We start from the raw sequence: 22,399 nt of genomic DNA, 5'->3' as shown, positions 1-22,399 counted from the left end.
GCGCTCCAGCGTCAGCTACGCCTACCTTTATAGGATCCTCCCAGGGCATAACCGCCCTCACCCAGGCGGCTGCTGACGCCGCGTCCCGATCTGCTCCTGGCGATACTGGCTGGGCGTCTGTCCGGTCTCGTTGCGAAAATGCCGGTTGAAATTGGACAGATTGGAATAGCCCACCTCGAAGCAGATGGTGGCAATGGACAGCTCCGCCTGCCGCAGCAGACGACAGGCCCGCTGGATGCGCAGCTTGCGCGCCAGTTCGATGAAGCCGTGGCCGGTAACCTTCTTGAAGAAGCGTGAAAACCCCGCCTCGCTCATGCCGACGCGCCTGGCGATCACCGGCAGCCGGATATCTTCGGTGAGCTCGCTCAGCAGATAGTCGAAGGCCTGGTGCACCCGGGCGGCGCTACGGGCGTCCAGCGCCGGCGCATAACAGGCACTGGCCAGGACGATCCGCTCGCTTTCCGGCGCCCGGGACAGCAGGCCCAGCAAAGCGAATAGCTTGAGCAGGCGCTCGGCGCCCTGGGCCTGGCCCATCGCCTCGATCAATGCAGCCGCCTGCCGGGCCGTGTCGGCCCTGAACTCCAGGCCGCGCCTGGCCTGTTCCAGCAAAGGTAGATAGTCGCCCAGCTCGGGAGCCACGGTGCTCAGCGAGCGCAACAGCTCGCCATTGAACTGGATGACCACATCGCGCCCGGCGAGCACCTCGCCGGGTGGCAGATCGCCGATCCAGTCGTGCGGCAGGTCCGGCCCGATCATGGCCACGTGGCCAGCCGCGAACGGCCCGACATAGTCACCGGCCAGTAGCCGTCCGCTACCCTGGCGGATCAGATGGATCTCGTACTCGGGATGGTGATTCCAACGCGCCAAGGCATAGGGATAGTCGTGCTCGTACCAGCGAAAGCTCTGGTCGGGCGCGGCAAGGATCACTTCCAGCTCTGCCGGCCGCGCCTCGAGGAAGGCGGTCGCCTTCATGATGTACCTCTACTTGTTCTTGTAGGCCCACACCGGCCGGCCTGGCTATCGATGCTTTTTTGACCTCGGCGCGCTGAGCGATCCAGGTCAAAAATGTATCGGCAACTGGTCAATGCCAGGTTAGCCAGCGGCTTGGCCCTGCTGTTGTAATCCTCTCCAGCGGGCCTGTCGAGATCAGATTTATATCGGCGGCCAGCCATTCATAACAACAAGCTGCCCGCCGTGGCAGTCACGGAGAGAAGAAGATGAAGCGCCCTATCGCGTTGCTGCTGTTGGCCGGTCTCGGACTGACCGGTGTTGCCCAGGCCGTCGAATCGGTCACCGTTGCCACCGTCAACAACAGCGACATGGTGCGCATGCAGCGCCTGTCCCAGGTCTTCGAAAAACAGCACCCCGACATCAAGCTCAATTGGGTGGTACTCGAAGAAAACGTGCTGCGGCAGCGGCTGACCACCGACATCACCACCGGTGGTGGCCAATTCGACGTACTGACCATCGGCACCTACGAAACCCCGCTGTGGGGCGCCAAGAACTGGCTGGAGCCGCTCGACAACCTGCCTGCCAGCTATGACGTCGAAGACATCTTCCCGGCGGTCCGCCAGGGGCTGTCGGTCAACAACCGTCTCTATGCCCTGCCGTTCTACGGCGAAAGCACCGTCACCTACTACCGCAAGGATCTGTTCAAGGCCGCCGGCCTGCAGATGCCCGACAAACCGACCTGGACGCAACTCGCCGCCTTCGCCAGCCAGCTCAACCAGCCGGACAAGGAGCAATACGGTCTCTGCCTGAGAGGCAAGGCCGGCTGGGGGGAAAACGTCGCGCTGCTCAGCCTGATGGGCAACGCCTTCGGCGCGCGCTGGTTCGACGAACAATGGCAGCCCGAACTAACCAGTCCCGAGTGGACGGCAGCGGCCAATTTCTACGTCGACAACATGAAGAAGTACGGCCCGCCCGGGGCTTCCAGCAACGGCTTCAACGAGAACCTGGCCCTGTTCAACAGCGGCAAGTGCGCGCTCTGGGTGGATGCCAGCGTCGCCGGCTCCTTCACCACCGACAAGAGCCAGAGCAAGGTGGCCGATGCGGTCGGCTTCGCCGCCTCGCCCCATGAGGTCACCGACAAGGGCTCGTCCTGGCTGTATGCCTGGTCACTGGCGATCCCGGCGAGCGCCAAGCACAAGGAGGCTGCCAAGACCTTCATCACCTGGGCGACTTCCAAGGAATACATCCAGCTGGTGGCCGATCAGGACGGCATCGCCAACGTACCGCCGGGCACGCGCCAGTCCACCTACAGCCCGGCCTACCTGAGCGCGGCGCCCTTCGCCAAGATCACCCTGGAGATGATGCAGCACGCCGACCCGGCTCATCCCTCGGCCAAGCCGGTGCCCTATGTCGGCATTCAGTACGTGACCATTCCCGAGTTCCAGGCCATCGGCACCTCGGTCGGCAAGCTGTTCTCCGCCGCCCTCACCGGCCAGATGAGCGTCGAGCAGGCCCTCGATGCGGCTCAGACCTCGACGACCCGCGAAATGAAACGCGCGGGCTATCTCAAGTAACGATCCTTTACCCAAGACCTGACCGCGCGCTGCACCGCGCGGTCAGTCTCTCGATTGGAGCCAAGACCATGAACAGACTGGAAGGAAAAAGCGCCCTGATCACCGGCGCCGCCCGCGGTATCGGCAGGGCTTTCGCCCAGGCCTACCTCAAGGAAGGCGCGACGGTGGCCATCGCCGACATCAATATCGAACGAGCACGCGAGACCGCCGAGGAGCTGGGCGAGCGCGCCTATGCCCTGGCCATGGACGTCACCGACCAGGCGTCCATCGACACGGCCATCACCCAGGTGATCGCCACCGCCGGCAAGCTCGACATCCTGGTCAACAATGCCGCCCTGTTCGACCTGGCACCCATCGTCGAGATCTCCCGGGAAAGTTATGACCGACTGTTCGCCATCAACGTGGCCGGCCCCCTGTTCACCCTGCAGGCCGCCGCGCGACAGATGATCGCCCAGGGGCATGGGGGCAAGATCATCAATATGGCCAGCCAGGCCGGGCGCCGCGGCGAAGCCTTGGTTGCCGTCTATTGCGCGACCAAGGCCGCGGTCATCAGCCTGACCCAGTCGGCCGGCCTCGACCTCATCAAGCACCGCATCAACGTCAATGCCATCGCCCCCGGCGTGGTCGACGGTGAGCATTGGGAGGGTGTGGACGCCCTTTTCGCCCATTACGAGCAACGGCCGCTGGGCGAGAAGAAGCGCCTGGTCGGTGAAGCCGTACCCTACGGTCGCATGGGAACAGCCGAGGACCTGGTCGGCATGGCGCTGTTCCTGGCGTCCAGCGACAGCGATTTCGTGGTCGCCCAGACCTACAACGTGGACGGCGGCAACTGGATGAGCTGAGCGCTAGACGGTCAGCTCAGGTCGTGCAAATCCTTGGCGATCGCCGGCCCGATCTGGAGGTCGGCAAAGCTGACCTCCAGGCCTTCGCGCTGCGGCGAGCAGCAATAGGGGCCAACTCGTAGGTCCGCACCCTCTTCGCTGGCGAATCGGCACAGCCGCAACAGCGGCCAGGTCAGGCCATCCAGGGAGTACTGGATGCGCAGCACCTCGTCATGCAGCGTCATGCGCAGCCAGAAACCGCGGACGGCATCGGGCATCGGCCCCAGGGCCCAATCGGAATGCCCTAGGGTGAGCACGCTGCCCAGATGGGCGATGCCATCGTTGATCTCGAGCCCCGTCTTGCACCAGCGATCGCTACCCTGCCGTACCATCAGGCCAGCCTGATCGTACAGCTCGGTGAAGGTCCCGGTGATCCGTACCTGCACGGTGAAATCCGCACCGGCCGCATAACCGCGGAAATGCCCGCTGTCACGCTCGAAGCCGTATTGGGTCTTCTGCCAAAAGTCGGTTCCGCTATCGGTACTGATGTGCAGCAGGCCATCCGTATCGGACCAGCTCGTCGGTTCGTTCAGCCACTGGGCAGGCAAGGTCTTCGCAAGGCTCATGGACAGGTATCCGCGGCTGATGGGCTGCGCACACGATAGATCAAGGACGCGGGATGCGCCAAACTCGGACCGTGAATCCCTAGCGATACAACGCCAGCAGCTGATGGGGATAGAGCTTGGTGACCATCATCAGCAGGATGACGAACATCCCGAGGAAGCCGGCGACACCCATCCAGAACCAGAGTCTGTAGGCTCGCTGAAAATCCGGGCCAAGCGCCTCGCCGCGCTCCGAGGCTCGCCGTGCAAGCTTCAGCATTCGCCCCTGCAGCCAGAGCACCGGCAACCAGAGCGCTCCTACGGCGAAAAATACCAGGAGTGAGCCGAACACCCAGCCGGAGGATGCCGACAATCCCATCAGCGTGACCAATGCGATGCCTGTGCCCAACTGCAGAAAGCCGGCGGGTGTGGTGATCCAGGTATCGAAGAACACCACCATGCGTGCGACCTGGGCAATGACCTGAGGTATACGACTGCGTGTGGCAGCGATCAGATAAAGGTAGGAGCCCATGCCGAATCCGAACAGGAACACCGCGGCCAGGATATGCAGGTACTTCAGTACCAGATAGGTCATCGCGACCACTCCGTGACCGTGATGAACGAAGGCCCTATCGCCTCCAGATACTCCTGCAGATCTATTTCGCCCACACAGACGCGAGCGCCTGGCGTGGGCTGGAAGCCTGTTGCCATCTTGCAAGCCAAGGCAATGGCTGCACAGCAGGGTATCTGCGGGCCCTTGTCGTGCGTAGCCAGAAGCTCCCAGCGGTAGCGCGATGGTTGCTCATCTTTGACACCGCCCAGCTCCAGATAGAAGGCGCTTTTACCGTTGCCAAAAGCCTCGAACCGGCGGCCCAGGCGATGCAGCCTGCTGGCGATGCCATCAGGTCGGCTGATGAGTCCACTCCGTATGGCGCGTGCCAACAGATGATTGGCGAAGGTGCCCAGGGCGAGACCTGGACCGGCCTTGAAGCAGACGTCACGAAGACCATAGCGCTCTGGAAATACCGCCATGTCAGGCACATCCACGTTGGCCACGAGACGCCGACCACGCATGCCTGTTATGGATACCCACTCCAGGCCATACCAGCCAGGCACCTGCTCCAGCCGTCCATTGCGTTGCTGGGGAACGGGACGTCCGGCATAGCTGAGTACGCCCTGGACGGTGGAAAGCCCGGGCATCTTGGCAGAGGACGTGATGCCGTAGCGCAGGCTGCGCGCGCGAAAATCGCCACCTGCCTTCGCGAGAAAAGCCTCAATGACGGCGGCGGACAGCGTAGGAACGGAGCTGCAGCCACTGAGCACAGCCACGCCGCGAGACCTTGCGGACTCGTCGAGCTGGGTGATACCCGCCACGAATTCCCGTGCATCGGATAGATCACAGTAATGCGCGCCTGCGGCTATGCAGGCCCTGGCCACCGCATAGTCCTGCCCTTGAAAAGGCCCCGCAGTGTGAATGACGAGTCCGACCTGGAACGCGCTTAGCGCTTTGGCGAAGTCAGTGCCGAGCACATCGCCCTGCCAAAATCGGGTGCCTAGTTCCTGCGCCAACTGGGCTATCTGCGCTCCGCGCCCTGCGAGCACAAGCTCGATCCCGTCCACTCGCGCCAGACGGCGGCTGATGATGGAGCCGAAATTTCCATACGCTCCCACTACCATCACGTTCAAACTCACCAGTACCCGCTCCCCTTTCCAGCCAAGCCGTGTCGTCAGCCTCTCTGGCGACGCCCTTCCTGTGAGCATAGGCCAACAAGGACGGGAGCACCGGCCAAGGGCAACGCTTTCTCAGGACGGGGGGATGGGCTTAAGGCAGGCGGGGCTAGATGTGGCTGCTTGACGTCTTGCAAGTGGTATTGGAGCGTTTTGGCAAGCATGAAAAAAGGGAGCCCTAAGGCTCCCCTGTTCAAGTACGTCTGCTGTCCTCTTGTTCTTGTTGTCGGACGTCAACGTCATCGATCTTTGGTACGCCCCACCAAGGAGGTGGGAAGTGAACAGATTACTTTGGTCGCTCTGGCGAGTTCCAAAATGATCGGTTCGCGAGCCTTGGCCGTCTTGTTCTTGTTGTGGGCGGTTAGCGGCGCATCTTGTTGTTCTTGTGCCAGTAATAAAGCACTCGCCGTGCCAACATTTATAAGCCATTGAAATTGCTGGGTTTAATAGATTCGGGCTTGCCGTTCACACAGTTGTTGCGGAGGATTTCGTTACCTTTTCACTCGGTGGCGAAGGATCTGGTTACGACATTCATCTCCTCGGTAACGCCACTGACCCTCAACGACTGTAGGTCGAGCGCTTGAGGGTCGCCTCGTTGTTGCGCTGGGCGGCGGGACGTTCCGGATTGTCGGTAGGCAGGTAGAGCAGCCGCGTGGCCAGGACCTCGCGACGCGGCTTGATGTCGGGTCGCAGCGCTCCGCGCTGGGTGCGGTCGAAATCGCGCAGATCGACGACCTGCATGCCGTCCTCGGCCGGTACCACGAAGACCGGCAGGTTCGCGTGGATCATGGCGTCATAACGGCTTTCCTCACCGAACCAGAGCATCGCCCGTGGATGCGGGGCGATCTTCTTGTGCCGGACCAGGATGTCGTCATCCGCCATGCGATTGAGCGCCTGGTGTTCCTGCCATTCCGGGGTGCGATCTAGGGCGATTCGCTCGCGGTCGGCGCGCGCCATGGCCAGGGTTTTCAGTTGTTCCCGTACCTTGGACACCTTTACCCGCTCTCCTCCGGCGGTATGACCGGCCCAGGTGAAGGTCAGCTGGCGGACCGGATCGGGAAAGCCGTGCACCTTGCGGATCAGCTGCTTGGTATTGAAGGCCCCTCCCAGCGCCTTGCGCATGATGCGCGGTCGCGCCTCGGGCGCCAGTTCCAGCTCCAGACGCGTCTGCTCGATGGCGGCACTGAAGGCCGCCTTGCAGCTATTGATGGCCAGGATCTCCTCCATCAACGGCTCGGCCAGCGCGATATAGCCTGGCAAGCGACTGACGGTGCCTGGTGCCTGCCCTGGCTGCAGGTGGAAAGCCAGCAATGCGTCGCGGGTGAGCTCCACCGCGGCGCTGCCCTCGAAAGCCTCCACGGCGATGTGATCCGGCACTCGCTGCTGCGCCAACAAAGGCAGTCGCCAGACCCGGGCGGCTATCACCTTGCCGGGCCAGCGCTCATTGAAGATGGCGATGCTCCGCTTGAGGTCTTCGAACGCGTTCTTGATGTCTTCGTGCATGGCCAACTCCAACCTGATAACTACCAGATTGTAGCATTTACAAGAACTTGGGCCTCTTCTTGATAGCTGTGCAGAGGGTTATCATGAAACTCTTCTACGCTAGAGGGGTGGTATTGCTATTCAGAGGCTGCAGTTTCTGGGTAAATTGCGAACGACCATCCTGATCCCTGAGGGTGACCTGCAATTCCGCGGTCGTGCCGTCGATCTCGACCTCGCCGAAGAACTGAAAGCCACTAAGGGGTGACGTATTGGCCTGGGGGGGCGCCTTGTGGAACACCACCTCGGGGCCGAAGGTGGCATCCAGCGGGTTGGGACCGAAGCTGCCGGCATTGAGGGGCCCTGCCACGAACTCCCAGAAGGGCTCGAAATCCTTGAACGCCGCCCGGTCCGGGTGATAGTGATGCGCGGCGCAATAGTGCACGTCCGCGGTAAGCCAGACGGTATTGCGAATCCCCTGCCTCGCGATGAAGCTCAGCAGATCGGCCGTCTCCAGCTCCCGCCCCTTGGGGGCACCCGGATCGCCATTGGCGATGGCCTCCCAGCGCGCCTGGCCCTGCGCATCCTTGCCGTCCGGGACCTGCAGCCCGATGGGCATATCGGCCGCGATGACTTTCCAGGTCGCCCTGGACGCCTTCAGCTCCTTCTTCAGCCAGTCGAGTTGCTCCTGACCGAGGAAGGCACCCTGACCGCCCTCCTCGTCACCCAGGTTCCTGTCATTGCCGGCACGATAGCTGCGCATGTCCAGCACGAAGACATCCAGCAAGGGGCCGTAGGCGATGCGGCGGTAGATGCGCCCTGCCCCGTCTGCCGAGACGCCGCGCATGGGTGCGTACTCCAGAAAGGCCTGGCGTGCCCTACCACTCAGGACATTGATGTCCTTGACCTGGTAGCGCTCGTCCAGCGTCTTACTCGGCGACCAGTTATTGGTGGTCTCGTGGTCGTCCCACTGCCATACCTGGGGCACTTCGGCGTTGAAGCGCTTCAGATGGTCGTCCATCAGGTTGTAGCGATAGTTGCCGCGGAATTCGTCCAGGGTTTCCGCCACCTTGCTCTTGGCCTCGGTGGTGATATTGCGCCAGATGCGCCCTTCTTCCACCGTCATTTGCGCCGGCACCGGCCCGTCCGCATAGATGGTGTCGCCACTGTGCAGGAAGAAGTCCGGTCGCCGCTCGCGCATGGCGTTGTAGATGCGCATGCCGCCGATATCGGGATTGATGCCAAAGCCCTGCCCCACGGTGTCGCCGCCCCAGACGAAGCGGATGTCGCCGCGCTGGCTGGGGGCCGAGCGCAGGTGGCCGATGATGGGCTCGCTGAGCGCACCGCTGTCCAGGTCCTCGAAGCGCACCCGGTAGAAGATATGTTGATCGGCGGGCAGCCCTGCCAGATCGATACGGGCGGTGTAGTCCTGGGCGGCCGTGGTGATCGGCCCCGCCGCTTTGCGTAGCGTGCGAAAGCTTTCCTGGGTATCCCACTCCACCAGTAGCCGCGCCGGGCGATCCGTACGACTCCAGATCAGTGCCCGGCCCTTGGTGACATCACCCGCCTGGACACCATCGGGTATGCCCGGGCGCCCTGCCGGTGCGGCCCAGGTCCGCTGGCCCAGGGCCGGTAACAGCAGCATGGCTCCCAGGCCTTGCAGAACACGACGACGATCGGGACGAATAAGGGACATGGTGGCGGCCTCTGGCGGAAAACCGTTAGCACTACCCCGCCTTGATGACTTGTTCGTGACATAGGAGGTATCAGGCAAGCCTGATCAGCCCTATAGGGGTGGTATTAATAAATGGACACTTTGGTCTGGGAGGCCTGAAATGGCATCATGGCGGCCTTGTTACGATCCGCCGTTTCGGCCGTCGCGAAGTTGCTTGGAGCCCTCATGTCCGCCAGACCCTACATCACCGTTACCCCGCCCAACGTCGCGCTGCATGGTCGGATCGCCCCACCCGGCTCCAAGTCCATCACCAACCGCGCCCTGCTGCTGGCGGCTCTGGCCAAGGGCACCAGTCGCCTGACCGGCGCGCTCAAGAGCGATGACACTCGCCACATGTCCGAGGCCCTGCGGCAGATGGGTGTCACCGTGGACGAGCCCGATGCCACCACCTTCGTGGTGACCAGCTCCGGGCGCCTGCAGCAACCGGCCGCGCCGCTGTTTCTCGGCAATGCCGGCACTGCGGTGCGCTTTCTGACCGCCGCGGTCGCCACCGTCGATGGCGCCGTCACCCTCACCGGCGATGCCTATATGCAGAAGCGGCCTATCGGTCCCCTGCTGGAAACCCTGAGCGCCAACGGCATCCAGGTCGAGGCCCCTAGCGGCTGCCCGCCCGTGACCGTCACGGGTCAGGGACGTCTCACCGCTCGCCGCTTCGAGGTGGATGCCGGGCTTTCCAGCCAATACGTCTCGGCGCTGCTGATGCTGGCAGCGCTGGGCAGCGAACCGGTGGATGTCGCCTTGCGCGGCAGCGACATCGGTGCCCGCGGTTATGTGGACCTGACCGTCGAGGCGATGCGCGCCTTCGGTGCCCAGGTCGAGCAACTGGACGCCGCCACCTGGCGGGTGGCCCCGACCGGCTATGTCGCCCGCGATTACTTCATCGAGCCGGACGCCTCCGCCGCCACCTATCTCTGGGCGGCCCAGGCCCTGACCGGGGGCGCCATCGACCTGGGCGTGGCCGATGACGCCTTTACCCAGCCCGATGCCAAGGCCCATGACCATATCGCCGCCTTCCCCCGGCTGCCGGCGGTCATCGACGGTTCGCAGATGCAGGACGCCATCCCTACCCTGGCGGTGCTGGCCGCCTTCAACGAGACGCCCGTGCGCTTCGTAGGCCTGGCCAACCTGCGGGTCAAGGAATGCGACCGGGTCGCAGCGTTGCACGATGGCCTAAACGCCATTCGTGCCGGGCTCGCCAGCGTCGAGGGCGATGACCTGCTGGTGGCGGCGGATCCCGCCCTGGCCGGCACCCGGACCGATGCCGTGATCGAGACCCATGCCGACCACCGGATCGCCATGTGCTTCGCCCTCGCAGGCCTGAAGATAGCCGGTATCCGCATCCTGGACCCCGAATGCGTCGGCAAGACCTATCCTGAGTACTGGAATGCCCTGCGTAGTTTGAACATCCAGTTGAGCGAGGGTATCGAAGCCTAGGCTTTGTCTGAAAAGTGCCTGCGCTCGGCGACTTTTCAGCAAGCCCCAGGAAACGCTCGCCACACGCCCGCTCGCTGAATGGAATCCCCGCATGCCGATCTCTCTGCTCGAACAGCAGGCGCTCCTGCAGTTGACCTCCCATGCCCTGGTCATCACCGACCGCCAGGGCTGCATCGAGCGCTGGAATCGGGGGGCCGAGCTGCTGTGTGGCTGGTCAGCCGGCGAAGCCCAGGGTCAGCGCTTCATCGAGCTGCTGACGGCGGGCCGCGATGCCGCCTTCCTGACCACCGCTCAGCACCAGGCTCTAATTGACGAGCATGGCCAGGGCGCGGGTTGGATCACGGTTCAGGGCGGCACGCCGCGCTGGGTGGAAATCGCCACCACGGCGCTGAAGGACGCCGAAGACACGCTCGGCTTCGTGCACGTCCTGCAGGATCGCACCGAACAACTGGTGGCCGAAGAGCGGGTGCGGCTGGCCCAGGAGGTCGGCCGGGTCGGCACCTTCGAACTGTTGCCGGGGGAAGCCCGGCTGCTGGTGTCCTCGGGCTTTTGCCAGCTCTGGGGCCTCCCGGTTCGACGTAGCTATTCCCTCGACGAACTGGTCCGGCAACTGCATCCCGACGATGTCGCCAGCCTGCGGACCCTCACCGCGACGCCGGGCGACGACGCTCTGGACTATCTCGAATACCGCATCCGCCGCGCCGATACCGGCGAAGAACGCTGGCTCGGTCGGCGCGGCCAGTTGATGGCCAGCCACGGCAGTGATCGCTACCTGGGCGTGTGCTATGACATCACCGAACGCAAGCTCAACGAAGCTGCCATCACCGAGCGTGATATCTGGCTGCAGGAGCTGTACCACGGCATGCGCGAGGGCTTCTACATGGCCCAGGCGATCCGCGATGCCAGTGGCCGAATGGAGGATTTCCGCTTCCTGGAGGTCAATCCGGTCTTCGCCACCCTGACGGGCATTCCCTTGGATCAGGTCCTGGGGCGGACCCTGCGTGCCTCCCTGCCGCAACTGGAAGCCGATCTGCTGCCCGCCTACATCGACTTCATGAATGGCGATGCGGAGTTCATCCAGTTCGACATCCTGCTGCACCTGCAGCATGAACACTGGTACGAGGTGCGCGCCCACAAGCTGCCAGGCGATCGCTTCGCGGTGCTGTTCATCGACATCAGCGGCCATCGCCGCCAGGCCCAGGAGCTAGCCCGCAACGAGGCGCAGCTGCGCGCCATCATCAACTCCATCGACCAGATGGTCTGGGCCACGCGACCCGACGGCCACCACTTCTATTTCAACGATCGCTGGTACGAGTTCACCGGGGTGCCGGAAGGCTCCACGGAGGGCGAAGGCTGGGCGAACGTCTTTCATCCCGACGACCAGGAACGGACCTGGAAGGTCTGGCATCACAGCCTCAGCACCGGCGAGCCCTACCATATCGAATACCGCCTGCGGCACCGCTCGGGGCGCTATCGCTGGGTGCTCGGCCGCGCCCAGCCGGTGCGTGACGCCAAGGGGCGCATCGAACAGTGGTTCGGCACCTGCACCGACATCCAGAGCATCGTCGATGCGCGAGAGGTCCTCACCCGTTCGCGCCAGGAGCTGGAACAGCAGATCGAGCTGCGCACCCGCGAACGCGATCGGATGTGGCGCATCAGCCATGACCTCATGGTGATCTGCCGGGCCGATGGCGAGGTGAAGACGGTGAACAGCGCCGCCGCCCGCCTGCTGGGACGGCGGGAGACCGATCTGGCCAGCGTCCAGCTCACCGAACTGATCCATCCCGACGATCAGCGCCAGGTCTTCGATACCCTGCGCTGCCTGGGCCGCCAGCAGGGCTCGGCGAATCTCAGGGCGCGGGTGCGTGCCCGCGATGGCAGCTATCGCATCCTCGACTGGACCGCAAGCGCCGAGGACGATCTCATCTACGCCGTGGGGCGTGACGTCACCGAGCAGCAGGAGCTGCAGGAACAGCTACGCCAGGCGCAGAAGATGGAAGCTGTGGGTCAGCTGACCGGGGGTATCGCCCATGACTTCAACAACCTGCTGACCGGCATCATGGGCAGCCTCGACATGCTGCAGCGGCAACAGAAGGCCGGGCGCCAGGACAAGTTCGACCAGTATCTGCATTCGGCGCTGACCTCGGCCCAGCGCGCGGCCGCCCTCACCCAGCGCCTGCTGGCCTTTTCCCGGCGCCAGGCACTCGATCTGCAGCCCATCCATGTCAACGACTGCGTGCGTTCCATGGAGGAGCTGCTGCTGCGCAGTCTGCGCGGTGACATCGTGCTGGAGCTCGATCTGGATGGGGGCCTCTGGCAGGCATTGACCGATGGGCACCAGCTGGAAAACGCCCTGCTCAACTTGGTCATCAATGCCCGCGATGCCCTGCCCCATGGCGGCAACATCCGCATCGAAACCCACAATGTCTATCTGACCGACAGCGGCAACGGCCTGGATGCCGTGAGCGCGGGCGACTATGTGGCGCTGCTGGTGGCGGACAACGGTACCGGGATGCCGCCCGAGGTCATGGCGCGGGCCTTCGACCCCTTTTTCACCACCAAGCCCATCGGCCAGGGTACCGGTCTCGGGCTGTCGATGATCTATGGCTATGCCAAGCAGTCCAAGGGTCATGTCCGCCTCGACTCCCTGCCGGGCCAGGGCACTACCGTAGGCCTCTATCTGCCCCGCTACCTGGGCGCCGATGTCGAGCCACCCCGGCTGGCCGCTCCCACGGTCACGGCCCAGGGCGCGGGCAAGACGGTACTCGTGGTGGAAGACGAGCCCGTGGTCCGGCAGATGGTGGTGGACCTGCTCAGGGAGCTGGGCTACGCGACCCTGCAGGCCGAAGACGCCCGCGGCGCCCTGCCGCTGCTGGAAAGCGGGCGGCCCATCGACCTGCTACTGTCCGATGTCGGCTTGCCAGGCATGAATGGCCGCCAGTTGGCCGAGATCGCGCGGCAGCGCCGCCCTGGCCTCAAGGTGCTGTTCGCCACCGGCTACGCCGAGGGGGCGCACCTGGAAGGCTATCTCGACCCCGGCATGACCCTGATCACCAAGCCCTTCAATCTCGACGCCCTGGCCGCACGCGTCGGCGAAACCCTGGCGGCAGCCGATAGCCTGGCCGTCAGCGCTGCGGCTGACCCGCGAGACGCCGATAGTTGAGTGGACTCTGGCCGGTGCCACGGCGGAAGAACCGGGCGAAGTAGGCCGGATCGGCAAAGCCCAGGGCGTCGGCGATCTCGCCTACCGATGCCTGGGTGTAGGTCAAGGTGCGGCGCGCCTCCAGCAGCAGGCGCTGGTGCACGATGGCCAGCGCCGAGGCGCCGGCCAGCTGCCGGCAGAGACCGTTCAGGTGCACCCCTGAGATACCGAGGGCCGTCGCGTAGCGGCCCAGGCTCCAGTGCTCGCGATAATGCTGCTCCACCAGCGCCAGGAAGCGTCCCAGGTGCTGTTCGGCGCGCCGTGGCAGGGTCGCGCCCTGTTCCTGGCGATGCTGTCGCAGCAGCCAGATCGCCAGGCTGTCGAGCAGGGCTTCGAGCACCACCTCGCGCCCCGGCTTGTGCCCTTCGTACTCGGCAACGAGCTGGCCGACCAACTGATCGATCCAGGTGGCATCCGGCCCGGTCAGGGCCAGGCACTCGGCCCCGAGGAACAGTCCCTGCCCGGCTCTCTGGCAGCGCTGCTTCAGCCGTTCCAGCTGGGGCACCGGCAAGGTGATGACGAAGCCCTCGACCGCTGGATCGAATTCGAAGGCATGCACGCACAGTACCGGCAGCACCACCAGCAGCGGCCCGCGCCTTTCGCCCCGCCAGTCTTCCAGCTGCAGCCGTACCCCGCCGGTGCGCACATAGAGCAGTTGCGCGAGATCCGCATGGCGATGGGTTTCGATATGCCAGGCATGCAGCCGACTGCGGCTCTCGATGGTTTCGCAGTGCAGCAGGTCCGGCGCCGGCCAGGCCTGGGCCTCGCCATACAGCTTGAAGATGGGTGGCAAGGCAGTGGTCATCGACAGTCCCTGGGCGATAGCCGCACGAATCATTGAAAAGTACCAGAAAGTATCGGAAAGGTCGCTGTCGATACCGACGAAAACCGTCCAAAAATACCGGAGCCCCATAACAAAACGGCGATCACGCCAGACAAGAGGACAGACTCCATGCGCACCCAAGTCGTCATCATCGGCGCGGGCCCCTCCGGGCTGCTGCTGGGCCAGCTGCTCACCCGCTCGGGTATCGACAACGTCATCGTCGAGCGCCAGAGCGCCGATCATGTCCTCAGCCGCATCCGCGCCGGTGTGCTCGAACAGGGCACGGTCGATCTGCTACGCGAGGCCGGCGTCAGCGAGCGTCTCGATCAGGAAGGTCAGGTGCATGAAGGCGTGGAGTTCGCCATTCACGGCAAGCGCGAGCGGCTGGACCTGAACGATCTGCTGGGCGGGCGCTGCGTCACCGTCTATGGCCAGACCGAGGTGACCCGCGATCTGATGGCCGCCCGCCAGGCCAGCGGCGCCCCTACCTTCTACCAGGCCAGCGAGGTCCAGCCCCACGAACTCAAGGGCGAGCGCCCCCATGTCACCTGTCAGGTCGCCGGTGAGACGCTGCGCATCGACTGCGATTACATCGCCGGCTGCGACGGCTTCCATGGCGTCTCGCGCCGCAGCATCCCGGACGGCGTGCTCACCGAATACGAGCGGGTCTATCCCTTCGGCTGGCTGGGCTTGCTTAGCGATACCCCGCCTGCCGCCGACGAACTCATCTACGTCAATCACCCGCGTGGCTTCGCCCTGTGCAGCATGAGGTCCGCGACCCGCAGCCGCTACTACCTGCAGGTGGAAGCCGGAGATGCGGTGGAGAACTGGTCGGACGAGCGCTTCTGGGAAGAGCTCAAGGCGCGCCTGCCGGCCGAGACGGCAGCCCAGCTGGTGACCGGCCCCTCGCTGGAAAAGAGCATCGCCCCGCTGCGCAGCTATGTGGTCGAACCCATGCAGTACGGCCGGCTGTTCCTGGTCGGCGATGCCGCCCATATCGTCCCGCCCACCGGCGCCAAGGGGCTCAACTTGGCGCTGGGCGACGTGCGCAACCTGCATCTGCTGCTGGAACGGGCCTATCGCAGCGGCGATGCCAGCTGCCTCGAACGCTACTCGGCGCTCTGCCTGAAGCGCATCTGGGCGGCGGTGCGCTTCTCCTGGTGGATGACCACCGCCCTGCACCGCTTTCCGGATACCGATGCCTTCACCCAGCGGGTGCAGGATGCCGAACTCCAGGCCCTGCTCGATTCCAGGGCCGGCCGCACCACCCTCGCGGAAAACTACGTCGGATTGCCCTTCCCCGCACTGGATTGATCGGGATCGCCCGCAGGTGGTGACGGCTGCGCGTCTGATGCATGATGGCGCCCCCGTTCCACCTGGCGCCCTACCCCATGCTCGAATTCACCCTGGACCCCATGACCCTGACGCTGCTGGCGGGGGTCGCCTTCCTGGCCGGCTACATCGACGCCATCGCCGGCGGCGGTGGCCTGCTCACGGTGCCCGCCCTGCTGATGGCCGGCGTGCCGCCCCACCTGGCGATCGGCACCAACAAGCTCAGCTCCACCTTTGGCAGCGCCACCGCTGCCTATACCTTCTACCGCCGCAAGCTGTTCCATCCCCGTCAGTGGCGGCATGCCCTGGTGGCTACCGCCATCGGCGCGGGGATCGGCGCCCTGGTTGCCCACCATCTCTCCGCGGACTTCCTCAACCAGCTGCTGCCGGTGGTGGTGTTCAGTTGCGCCCTCTATTTGCTGTTCGGTGGCACACCCAAGGCGCCGGTACTCAGCGACGCGCCCGTACCGCAGCGACGCCAGTGGCCGCAGGGGCTGACGCTGGGCGCCTACGACGGCCTGTTCGGACCGGGCACGGGCGCCTTCTGGACGGTCAGCAGCCTGCTGCTCTACCCCCTGGACCTGCTCAAGGCCAGTGGCGTGGCCCGCACCATGAATTTCGTCAGCAACGGGGTCGCCCTGGTGATGTTCATCGCCCTGGGGCAGGTACTCTGGGTGCTGGGGCTGACCATGGGTCTGTCGCTGACCCTGGGCGCCTATCTGGGCGCGCGCAGTGCCATCGCCGGCGGTGCCAAGTTCATCCGCCCGGTGTTCATCTGCGTCGTGCTGGCGCTGACCGTCAAGCTAATCTGGCAGCACTGGTTCAGCGCCGCCTAGCCGCTCGACGCGATAGCGATCGATCAGAAAGCGCGAGATGGAAAAGGCCGGCGGCAGCGTCGGCAACTCGCGCAGATGGAACCAGCGTGCATCCTCGATCTCATCCGGTTGGCAACGGATGTCGCCACCCAGATAGTCGACGTGATAACCCAGCATCAGGGAATGCGGATAAGGCCAGTTCTGGCTGCCCTGATAGCGCAGGTTGGTGACCGAGACGCCCACCTCTTCCATGATCTCCCGGTGTACGCAGGCCTCCGCCGACTCGCCCGGCTCGACGAAGCCGGCCAGGGTGCTGAAGACCCCGGGCGCGAAGCGTGGCGACCGCGCCAGCAGCACCTCATCGCCGCGCGTGACCAGGGCGATCATGCTCGGCGACAGCCGCGGATACTGGGTGAGCTGGCAATTCGGGCACTTGAGGCCACGCTGGCCATCGAGGGCGAAGGTACGGGTACCGCACTGCCCACAAAAGCGATGCTGCCGGGCCCAGGTGCCGATCTGATTGGCGTAGCCCAGCAACTTGAACAGCGCATGGGGCGACTGCAGCATCAGCGGCCGCAGCGGCTGCCAGACGCAGCCTTCGACGTCCGCCGGCGTATCCACTTCGAGCAGAGTGACCGGCTGCGCCTGCCACTGACCCAGACCATGGTGCTCACCTGCGACCCCCTGGACGCGCGGATCGTCCGGGGCGAAGAGCACCTCCGTCCCCGCGGTCAGAAACGCCTGACCGCTATGCAAGACCAGCCAACCGCCGGCGGGTTGGGCGGTCTGGAACCAGCCAGGTTGCCAGAGACTCATGCCGCAGCCGAGGTCCAGCCCAGGGCGCGGATGCTTTGCGCCGCGATATCGAGGATTTCCGGGGTGCCGTCCTGACCCTCGGTGCCACCGCTTTCGACAAAGAACTCGATGCTGCTGAGAGCGTCCGCCAGCACCTCGAGGGTCGCCGGCTCGCAAGCCTGACCACCTTCGATCAGGCAGCGCTGGATATAGCCGGTGCAGGCACGGACCAGTTCAGCGGCACGGGGATTGCCCAGGAAGAACAGCGCACCGCGGACGGTATCCAGCAGCGCCGGCACGGTGGCCAAATGCAGGGTATCGCCCCGCGAATCGAGAAAGGCGCCAATGGCGCGCTTGGCATCGGTCAGGCCCTTGTAGGCTTCCCGGTGCAGTAGCGCCTGGGCCTCGCCCAACTGGTAGTTGGCGACACTGAGCTGGACGCCTTCGGCTTCCAGCGGCACGTCGATCAGCGAGCCTTGCCCTTCGGGCTGGCCCAGCAGGCTTTCCACCAGCAACAGGGCATCGGCCAGCGGTGCGAGATCTTCGAGCACGAGTGGCTTGTCGCGTAATTGAGAGATGTTCGGCAGGCACTGCTGCAGCACCTGACCGGCATTCTCCTGCCCGACCATTTCCAGGGTCTTGCCCAATAGGCCAACCTGGACATACAGCCGGGAGAAGTTATCGGAGCGCGGCAGACGATGCTGCTCGGCGCCCGTGCGCAGCTCGGCCTCGATGAGGTCGATCAGATCCTTGACCGTTTCCACCTCTTCGCGGATGGCGGCCGACAGCGAATGCATCACGGCATGGCCCGGACCGGCGAGACGCTTCTTGCCGGCTTCGAGCTGAGCATCGGTGAATCCGAGGCGCTCGAAGCCGTAGGCGTTCATGACCTCCTGCGGATGGGCGCCCTCGACACCAGCCAACGCCAGGAGATAGAGGAGTTCCTTGAGGGTGCTACGCGCCGGCTCGTGCAGGTCGTTACCCAGCATCTGACGCAATTCGCGATCGACCCGGGCGAACAGCTGCTTGCGTTCACGCGTGGCGGTCAGGCGACCCTGGGCGAAGCCTTCGACCGTGGCCGCGGCAACCCACGGCAGGTAGCCGCCGACATGATCGTGCAGCAACGCGGCGGAGCGCTCCAGCGCTCTCGCCATCAGTCTGAGGCTGGCCGCACCGTTGACGTCACGCAGAAAGCCCAGCAGGCCGATCTGGTAGGTTTGACGCATTCGGCGCGCCTGGGCCTGGCGCTCGCGCAGGCCCAGGCGCGTGGTCGCGCTGATCAGGGGGCGTTGGTCGAGACGGACGCTGAAGAAGTAGCTTTCCGGAAGTTCTGGCTCGCCGCCAGCCAGGCGCAGGGCATTGATCGCCGGCAGCAACAGTTCGGGCATCTCGTCCTGGCCGCTGCGCAGCTGTTCGAGATAGCGGCGCAACACATGCAACCCACGACAGATCGCCATCAGGTGTTCGTCGTGTTCGGGACCGGCACCCGCAGGGATGTCGTTGGCGATCTGCAGGGTCTGGTGGGCGAGCAACTGGGCGCCTGCCAGTTCGATCAGCGTCAGGGCGCCGCGAATCTGGCCAAGACTCTCGACCGCACGCTGCAACAGGCTGCTGCAGTGCCGCTCGACGATGAAGCGTTCAAGATGGGATTCAGCTTCCTCGATGGTCGCGAACAGCTGTTCGCGGACCAAGCTCAAAGCTCTTGCTCCGGTCACCATGGTGCCTTACGCCTCCTGCGCCATTACAACCTCGCCAACGCCATTTTAAAACGGGAAGAAAGGCTTGCTATTCCAACTGGAGCCTAGGTACCTGCGTCTTCCTGACCGGGCCACCCTCATCATTCCAGGCGGACGGGGATCTGACCTCTCGCCACGCCAGGGAACCTTGCTCTGGAACGCTAGACCTGTAAATCCACAAAAGCGAAGCGATAATTCCGAATCGTCATACGAGTTCGCGGGAAAAATAAAGTTCCGCGCAATTCGAAATTCGAGGCTTCATGCGGGCTCAAATGACCAGCCTGCAGCATCTTAGTTGAACGATAGCTGAAAATTGTGAGGTCTTTCAGCTTATTCAGACGAACGCGGACGCCCGGTCATGGGTAAACCGGGCGTGTAGCGAGAGGCGGAGGTGGCTATTCGGCGGCCGTGCCGGTCAGCCAGAGCGGGGTCCGGCCACAGCTCTTTTCGATGGCCGCCATGCGCGCCGCATGGGCATCGAGATCCGCGGGGGTGGCGCTGATCACCCGGGTCCGCTGGCGATCGGTCGGCAGTCGCTTGACCGGCATGACGTAATTGCCGTCGCCGTTGCCTTCCTGGCCGTGGGCCGCCAGCGACAGGCTGGTCTGGCCACCGGTCATGGCCAGGTAGACGTCCGCGAGGATCTCGGCGTCCAGCAAGGCGCCGTGCAACTCGCGGTTGGAGTTGTCTACGCCGTAGCGCTTGCAGAGGGCGTCCAGACTGTTGCGCTGACCGGGGTGCCGACCGCGCGCCATGACCAGGGTGTCGAGCACCGAGCAGTGCTGGGTGATGTCGGCGCGTTCGGGATGGACACCCAGCCGGGCGAACTCCATGTTGATGAAGCCCACGTCGAAGGGCGCGTTGTGGATGACCAGTTCGGCGCCTTCGATGAACTCGAAGAAGCTGTCGGCGATTTCGGCGAAGCGCGGCTTGTCGGCGACATATTCATCGGTGATGCCGTGGACCGCGATGGCACCTTCGTCGATCTGCCGATCCGGATTGAGATAGACATGGAAATGCCGCCCGGTCAGTCGCCGGCCGATGACCTCGACCCCACCGATCTCGATGATCCGGTGGCCATCGGTCACCGGCATGCCGGTGGTTTCGGTATCCAGAACTACATATCTCATCGCTAACCTCTTGGCTGGTTATGCCTTGGCGGCCTGCTTGGCCTGCCGGACTTCATCGACACCGCGGTTGGCCAACTGGTCGGCCCGCTCGTTCTCGGGATGGCCGGTATGGCCACGCACCCAGCGCCACTCCACCTGATGGCGCTGCACCTGCTCATCCAGGGCCTGCCAGAGCTCGGCATTCTTCACTGGCTGCTTGGCGGCGGTCTGCCAGCCGCGCTTCTTCCAGTTCACCAGCCATTGGGTGATGCCCTTCATCACGTACTCGGAGTCGGTGGTCAGGCGGATCTGGCAGGGGCGCTTGAGCGCCGCCAGGGCCTGGATGGCCGCCATCAGCTCCATGCGATTGTTGGTGGTGTTGGCTTCGCCGCCCCAGAGCTCGCGCTCCGCACCCTTGAATTTCAGCAGGGCACCCCAGCCACCGGGGCCGGGATTGCCCTTGCAGGCGCCGTCGGTAAAGACCTCGACGATGTCGTCACTCATTGGATTCACTCGATTCGCGGCGGCTGATCTTGGCCACCGGCATGGGCACCAGCTTGCCACGCGGTTCCTTGCGCGCCTGGGGCACCGGACGCAGGCCGAACATCAGCTTGCGCGCCGAGAGCAAATAGAAACCCGCACCCGCTGCCTGTTCGCAGTTGGGTTCGGCTTCGCCCTGCTCCATCCAGGCCAGCCGCTGTTGCCACTTGGGGGATGAAAGCGGCGGACGATAACACCCGAAGCGCCGTTTCTCCAGCGCGAAGCCCAGCACCGACAGCCAGTCGCCGACCCGACTGGGGCCGAAACAGCGGGCCTTGCGCAGTGCATCCCGGGCCAGGTAATGACGCACGCCCCAAAGGCTCCAGGGATTGATGCCCACTACGACCAGATGGCCGCCGGGCCGGACGCTCAACGCCGCTTCGCGCAACAGCCGGTGGGGCGCCAGGGAGAAATCCAGGCCATGCTGCAGCAGGACCACGTCGGCCGCATGCTCACTCAGCGGCCAGGCGCCTTCCTCGCAGACGATGTCGACATCGCCCAGCGGCGGCCCGATGCGCACCGCGTGCCTGAGCTGACCGCAATTGGCCGGTGCCGTGGGGTGCGGACCGTAATGAACGAGGTAGCTGCCGAAATGGCGCTTGAGTTCTTCATCGATCAGCACCCGCTCCTGCTCCAGCAGTAACTGGCCCAAGGGGCCTGCCAGCCATTCCCGCGCCGAAGTCATCAACTTCAGCCAGCGCGGATCGACCTGGGCGGAGAATTCATCGTGCATCGTCTGGTCCTCTCATACTGAAGCCTATGCCCTACCACCCACTGCTACCCTAGCGGCCTGCAGTCCGACCCGAGAGCTCATCCATGTTCGACATACTTCCGCTGCCCGCCTTCAACGATAACTACATCTGGCTGATCAAGGACGCGGCGACAAGACAGGCGGTCGTGGTCGATCCCGGCGATGCCGCGCCCGTACTCGCCTGGCTCGACGCGAATCCCGACTGGCGCCTGACCGATATCCTGATCACCCATCATCATAACGACCATACCGGCGGCATCGCCGCGCTCAAGCAGCGTAGCGGCGCCCGGGTGAGCGCGCCGGCCGACGAGCGCATCGCCGCGGTCGACCTGCCCCTGGCCGACGGCCAGCGGCTGGAAGTCCTGGGGATCGCGTTCGAGGTGCTGCGCGTGCCCGGCCATACCGCCGGCCACATCGCCTTTTATGTGGCTGGCGAACGGCCCCTGCTGTTCAGCGGCGATACCCTATTCTCGGCGGGCTGTGGGCGGCTCTTCGAAGGCACGCCCAGCCAGATGCTGGCCTCCCTGCAGCGCCTGGCCAGCCTGCCGGACGCCACCGAAATCTATTGCGGCCACGAATACACCCTGAGCAACCTGCGCTTCGCCCAGGCCGTGGAACCGGAGAATGCCACGGTCCAACAGGCCCTGGCCGAGACCCAGCGGTTGCGGGAGGCCCAGCGGCCTACCCTGCCCTCCACCCTGGGGCGCGAGCGCCGCATCAATCCCTTTCTGCGCACGGCCGAAAACGGCGTGCGCCAACGCCTGCAGGAGGAGCGCGGAGTGGCTGCGGAGGCGTCGGAGGATACCTATTTCGCCGCCCTGAGAGGCTGGAAGGACACGTTCTGACACCTATTGCCCAGGTCCCGTCACCACGCCGGAACGCGCGGTTTTCGGTCGTCGTACAGGTCACAGGCCAAGGGGTTGTTCCTTGACCCCCCGGGATGCGGTTCCTAGAATCGCCCATCCTCCAGCT

19 protein-coding genes are annotated in these 22,399 nt (G+C 64.5%); 7 read left to right on the top strand and 12 right to left on the bottom strand.

Annotated elements, in window-relative coordinates; translation table 11 throughout:
- Positions 1-57 precede the first annotated feature (57 nt).
- The gene (locus tag NRG74_RS06575) at positions 58-972 is read right to left on the bottom strand and encodes an AraC family transcriptional regulator (protein WP_257706069.1); all 915 of its coding nucleotides are present in this window, start codon (positions 970-972) and stop codon (positions 58-60) included.
- A gap of 245 nt (positions 973-1,217) precedes the next feature.
- Between NRG74_RS06575 and NRG74_RS06570 the strand changes: the two genes are divergently transcribed.
- Entirely contained in the window at positions 1,218-2,525 is a 1,308-nt protein-coding gene (locus tag NRG74_RS06570; RefSeq protein ID WP_257706068.1) for an ABC transporter substrate-binding protein, read from the top strand.
- A gap of 68 nt (positions 2,526-2,593) precedes the next feature.
- Positions 2,594-3,367: an L-iditol 2-dehydrogenase gene (locus NRG74_RS06565; RefSeq protein ID WP_184288175.1), complete on the top strand. Its 774-nt coding sequence runs from the start codon at positions 2,594-2,596 to the stop codon at positions 3,365-3,367.
- A gap of 11 nt (positions 3,368-3,378) precedes the next feature.
- On the opposite strand, the gene NRG74_RS06560 is transcribed toward NRG74_RS06565, so the two are convergent.
- The 5 genes from NRG74_RS06560 to NRG74_RS06540 form a co-directional block, all read right to left on the bottom strand.
- A complete protein-coding gene (locus NRG74_RS06560; protein ID WP_257706067.1) occupies positions 3,379-3,972 on the bottom strand; it encodes a DUF1349 domain-containing protein in 594 nt (197 codons plus the stop codon).
- A gap of 79 nt (positions 3,973-4,051) precedes the next feature.
- Positions 4,052-4,543, bottom strand: a complete 492-nt coding sequence (locus NRG74_RS06555) for a DUF2269 family protein (protein ID WP_257706066.1) — start codon at positions 4,541-4,543, stop codon at positions 4,052-4,054.
- A complete protein-coding gene (locus NRG74_RS06550; protein WP_257706065.1) occupies positions 4,540-5,640 on the bottom strand; it encodes a saccharopine dehydrogenase family protein in 1,101 nt (366 codons plus the stop codon). The genes NRG74_RS06555 and NRG74_RS06550 overlap by 4 nt, the downstream gene beginning before the upstream one ends.
- A gap of 594 nt (positions 5,641-6,234) precedes the next feature.
- A complete protein-coding gene (locus tag NRG74_RS06545) occupies positions 6,235-7,179 on the bottom strand; it encodes a DNA replication terminus site-binding protein (protein WP_257706064.1) in 945 nt (314 codons plus the stop codon).
- A 94-nt stretch (positions 7,180-7,273) separates the two neighbouring features.
- Entirely contained in the window at positions 7,274-8,851 is a 1,578-nt protein-coding gene (locus NRG74_RS06540) for an alkaline phosphatase D family protein (RefSeq protein WP_257706063.1), read from the bottom strand.
- A 204-nt stretch (positions 8,852-9,055) separates the two neighbouring features.
- Here NRG74_RS06540 and NRG74_RS06535 point away from each other — a divergent pair, with 204 nt between their 5' ends.
- Entirely contained in the window at positions 9,056-10,324 is a 1,269-nt protein-coding gene (locus NRG74_RS06535; RefSeq protein WP_257706062.1) for a 3-phosphoshikimate 1-carboxyvinyltransferase, read from the top strand.
- Positions 10,325-10,415: 91 nt separating this feature from the next.
- The gene (locus NRG74_RS06530) at positions 10,416-13,487 is read left to right on the top strand and encodes a hybrid sensor histidine kinase/response regulator (RefSeq protein WP_257706061.1); all 3,072 of its coding nucleotides are present in this window, start codon (positions 10,416-10,418) and stop codon (positions 13,485-13,487) included.
- On the opposite strand, the gene NRG74_RS06525 is transcribed toward NRG74_RS06530, so the two are convergent.
- A complete protein-coding gene (locus NRG74_RS06525) occupies positions 13,450-14,364 on the bottom strand; it encodes a helix-turn-helix domain-containing protein (RefSeq protein ID WP_257706060.1) in 915 nt (304 codons plus the stop codon). The two genes, NRG74_RS06530 and NRG74_RS06525, sit on opposite strands and share 38 nt — an antisense overlap.
- 114 nt (positions 14,365-14,478) lie before the next feature.
- On the opposite strand from NRG74_RS06525, the gene pobA reads away from it, so the two are divergent.
- Positions 14,479-15,663: a 4-hydroxybenzoate 3-monooxygenase gene (pobA, locus tag NRG74_RS06520; RefSeq protein WP_257706059.1), complete on the top strand. Its 1,185-nt coding sequence runs from the start codon at positions 14,479-14,481 to the stop codon at positions 15,661-15,663.
- A 77-nt stretch (positions 15,664-15,740) separates the two neighbouring features.
- Positions 15,741-16,517: a TSUP family transporter gene (locus tag NRG74_RS06515; RefSeq protein ID WP_208694967.1), complete on the top strand. Its 777-nt coding sequence runs from the start codon at positions 15,741-15,743 to the stop codon at positions 16,515-16,517.
- Here the strand turns inward: NRG74_RS06515 and nudC are convergent.
- The 5 genes from nudC to NRG74_RS06490 all read right to left on the bottom strand — a co-directional run bounded on the left by nudC (position 16,485) and on the right by NRG74_RS06490 (position 21,409).
- A complete protein-coding gene (gene nudC / locus NRG74_RS06510; protein WP_257706058.1) occupies positions 16,485-17,312 on the bottom strand; it encodes an NAD(+) diphosphatase in 828 nt (275 codons plus the stop codon). The genes NRG74_RS06515 and nudC overlap by 33 nt on opposite strands.
- A complete protein-coding gene (locus NRG74_RS06505) occupies positions 17,309-19,009 on the bottom strand; it encodes a ferrous iron transporter B (protein ID WP_173147487.1) in 1,701 nt (566 codons plus the stop codon). The genes nudC and NRG74_RS06505 overlap by 4 nt, the downstream gene beginning before the upstream one ends.
- A gap of 413 nt (positions 19,010-19,422) precedes the next feature.
- Positions 19,423-20,157, bottom strand: coding sequence for a DNA polymerase III subunit epsilon (dnaQ, locus tag NRG74_RS06500; RefSeq protein ID WP_257706057.1), 735 nt, complete (start codon positions 20,155-20,157; stop codon positions 19,423-19,425).
- An 18-nt stretch (positions 20,158-20,175) separates the two neighbouring features.
- Positions 20,176-20,640, bottom strand: a complete 465-nt coding sequence (rnhA, locus tag NRG74_RS06495) for a ribonuclease HI (protein ID WP_017640229.1) — start codon at positions 20,638-20,640, stop codon at positions 20,176-20,178.
- On the bottom strand, positions 20,633-21,409 hold the full coding sequence (locus NRG74_RS06490) for a methyltransferase domain-containing protein (RefSeq protein ID WP_017640230.1): 777 nt from the start codon (positions 21,407-21,409) through the stop codon (positions 20,633-20,635). Before NRG74_RS06490 ends, rnhA begins: the two co-directional genes overlap by 8 nt.
- Positions 21,410-21,492: 83 nt before the next feature.
- On the opposite strand from NRG74_RS06490, the gene gloB reads away from it, so the two are divergent.
- Positions 21,493-22,272 carry a hydroxyacylglutathione hydrolase gene (gloB, locus tag NRG74_RS06485; RefSeq protein WP_017640231.1) on the top strand — a complete coding sequence of 260 codons (780 nt, stop codon included), beginning with the start codon at positions 21,493-21,495 and terminating at the stop codon, positions 22,270-22,272.
- Positions 22,273-22,399 lie beyond the last annotated feature (127 nt).

Origin of the sequence: Pseudomonas oryzihabitans (genome assembly GCF_024652905.1) — a bacterium.
Lineage (GTDB): Bacteria > Pseudomonadota > Gammaproteobacteria > Pseudomonadales > Pseudomonadaceae > Chryseomonas > Chryseomonas benzopyrenica.
The sequence above is the reverse complement of the archived record's forward strand: the minus strand, read 5'-3'. Positions and strand labels throughout refer to the sequence as shown.